This window comes from Plasticicumulans sp., from assembly GCF_035331805.1.
Classification (GTDB): Bacteria; Pseudomonadota; Gammaproteobacteria; order Competibacterales; family Competibacteraceae; genus Plasticicumulans.
In genome coordinates this window covers 1-2,516 of sequence record NZ_DAOLKE010000444.1, presented here as the reverse complement: position 1 = coordinate 2,516, position 2,516 = coordinate 1, and the positions used below count along the sequence as shown (strand labels likewise).

Below are 2,516 nucleotides of genomic sequence, written 5' to 3'. Positions count from 1 at the left end.
CCTCGCGCCGGCTCAGGTCGAGATCGCGACTGTCGGCGAGCAGTTCGAGTTCGATGTCCGGATAGCGCCGTGCGAAGCCGGCAAGCACCGGCATCAGCACCAGCGTTGCCAGCGTCTCGACGCTGGTGATGCGCACGCTGCCGGCCAGGCGCAGGTCGGTGCCGGTGATCGTGCGCGCGACGGTGTCGGCCTCGGCCTCGATGCGCTCGACCGGCCCGAGGATGGCCTCGCCGGCGGCGCTCGGCCGGTAGCCGTCCGGCGTCTTCTGCAGCAGTTGTGCGCCGGCGCGGGCTTCGAGGGCCGCCAGACGCCGGGACATCGTCGACTGGCGCACGCCGAGCGCGCGCGCCGCCCCTGACAGCGTGCCGTGCCGGGCAATCGCGAGGAAATGGCGCAGGTCGTCCCAGTCGAGCCGGCACGGGCCGGCATCCGGAGCAGTCGGCTTCGGTGACATCGCGCGCTCCCGCAGCGGTGCATGCGTTTTCGCAATATGCGTTTTCGCAAACATAGTGCGCGGTTTTCGGCAATGGTGATGCGTCGATGCAGACCACACGATGCAGGTATCGCCGCCTGCGTGCGGCCCGATGCCATCCGGAGTCCGCCATGTCCGCCGAAACCACCCCCGCCCCGGGCAGCACTCCTGCCACGGCCCCCGATGCCGCTGCCGCCCTGCCGACGCTGTTCCTCAGCCACGGCTCGCCGATGCTGTCGCTGCTCGAAGCCCCGGCGCGCGATTTCCTCGAAGCGCTCGGCCCGGAGCTGCCGCGCCCGCGCGCGATCCTGGTCGCCTCCGCGCACTGGGAGACGGCGCAGCCGAGCGTCAACGCCGTCGAGCGCAACGAGACGATCCACGACTTCCACGGCTTCCCGCAGGCGCTGTTCGAGCTGCGCTATCCGGCGCCCGGCTCGCCGGCGCTCGCCGCGCGCGTCGCCGATCTGCTGCACGAAGCCGGCCTGCCGTGTCGCAGCGATGCCCGGCGCGGGCTCGATCACGGTGCCTGGTCGGTGCTGCGGCTGATGTATCCGGACGCCGACATCCCGGTCGTGCAGGTCTCGCTGCAGCGCGGCCCCGGGCCGGCGCATCACCTCGAACTCGGCCGCGCGCTGGCGCCGCTGCGTCACGAAGGCGTGCTGGTGATCGGCTCGGGCAGCTTCACGCACGACCTGCGCCGCTTCCGCGGCCAGCCGATCGATGCGCCGGATGCGCCCGACATCGCGCCGTTCTGCGAGTGGATGGACACGGCGCTGCGCGAGGGGCGCACGGCCGATCTGCTCGGCTACCGCCAGCGCGCGCCGTACGCGCTCGCCCAGCACCCGAGCGAGGAACACCTGCTGCCGCTGTTCGTCGCCCTCGGCGCCGCCGGCCCTGCTGCGCGCGCCAGGCGCCTGCACGCCAGCAACACCTACGGGATGCTGCGCATGGATGCTTACGCATTCGCGTGAAACACGGCAGCGGTGGTTTGTTGCGGGTGCACAACCGCCGCCGTCGCCTTGAAGCAATCTCTGCAAGCCCGGGCCGGCGCCGGTGCCGCATGCCCGGGCTTTGTCTTCGGCCGGCCTCCGGCGCCGGAAAAGCGCGAAGATGAACGGAAATTCAGGTTTTTCCGTTTCCTGCCGACATTCCGGCACACGCCACCCCTGCCGGATCCGGTGAGGCTGGCGCCGGCGAAGCTGTCAGGAATATTTACAGTTGCCGCAGCCGGCTTCTGGCAAATCTCTGCGCCTTCGCAACCCCTTGCCCGGACGCGTCCGCCGTGACGCGACCCGACTCACCCTGCGTAAGGAAACCATGCCGATGCCTCCGTTTCGACCGACAGCCGGCCTGACCACCGGCGTGCTGGCACTCGCGCTCGCTGCCTGCACCGTCACGCCGACCCCCGTGACCGATGGCGAGCGACAGGCGCGCGTCTCGGCCGATCTGGCGCAGCTGACCCGGCCGGTCGAGCCGGTCACCGCGCCGATCACGCTCGACGAGGCGCTGCGCCGGGCGGTCCTGCACAACCTCGACCAGCGCGTGAAGCTGATGGAAACCGCGGTCGCGCAGGGTCAGCTCGACGTGGTGCGCTGGGACATGCTGCCGCAGCTGAGCGCGCAGGCCGGCTACCGCTCGCGCAGCAACGACGCCGGCTCGTTCAGCAAGAACCTCTCGACCGGCGTCGAGAACCCCGACGTGATCACCTCGGCCGAGGACCGCACGCGGCGCACGGCCGGACTGGTGCTGAGCTGGAACGTGCTCGATTTCGGGCTTTCGTACGCGCGCGCCCGCCAGGCCGCCGACCAGACGCTGATCGCTGCCGAACGCCAGCGCAAGGTGCTGCACAACATCCGTCAGGACGTGCGCCAGGCCTACTGGCGGGCCTGGACCGCCCAGCGCCTGCTGCCCGAAGTCACGCGCCTCGAAACGCGCACCGGCCGCGCGCTCGGCGAATCGCGCGAGATCGAGCGCCAGAAGCTCGCCGAACCGCTGGTCGCGCTCGGCTACCAGAAATCCCTGCTCGACACGCTGCGCGAACTCG

General features: G+C 70.9%; 3 protein-coding genes. 2 read left to right on the top strand and 1 reads right to left on the bottom strand.

What is annotated here, in order from left to right; all coding sequences use genetic code 11:
* Positions 1–454, bottom strand: a 454-nt coding sequence (locus PKE44_RS18150; protein ID WP_324554052.1) for a LysR family transcriptional regulator, incomplete at its 3' end; no start/stop codon positions are given.
* A 149-nt stretch (positions 455–603) separates the two neighbouring features.
* Here PKE44_RS18150 and PKE44_RS18145 point away from each other — a divergent pair.
* On the top strand, positions 604–1,443 hold the full coding sequence (locus tag PKE44_RS18145; RefSeq protein WP_324554050.1) for a class III extradiol ring-cleavage dioxygenase: 840 nt from the start codon (positions 604–606) through the stop codon (positions 1,441–1,443).
* 352 nt (positions 1,444–1,795) lie between these two features.
* A partial coding sequence (locus PKE44_RS18140) for a TolC family protein (protein WP_324554049.1) occupies positions 1,796–2,516 on the top strand: 721 nt, incomplete at its 3' end.

What these genes read in the sequence shown, in the direction of transcription:
- PKE44_RS18145 (WP_324554050.1), top strand. Translation starts at nt 604, where the DNA reads ATGTCCGCCGAAACCACCCCCGCCCCGGGCAGCACTCCTGCCACGGCC.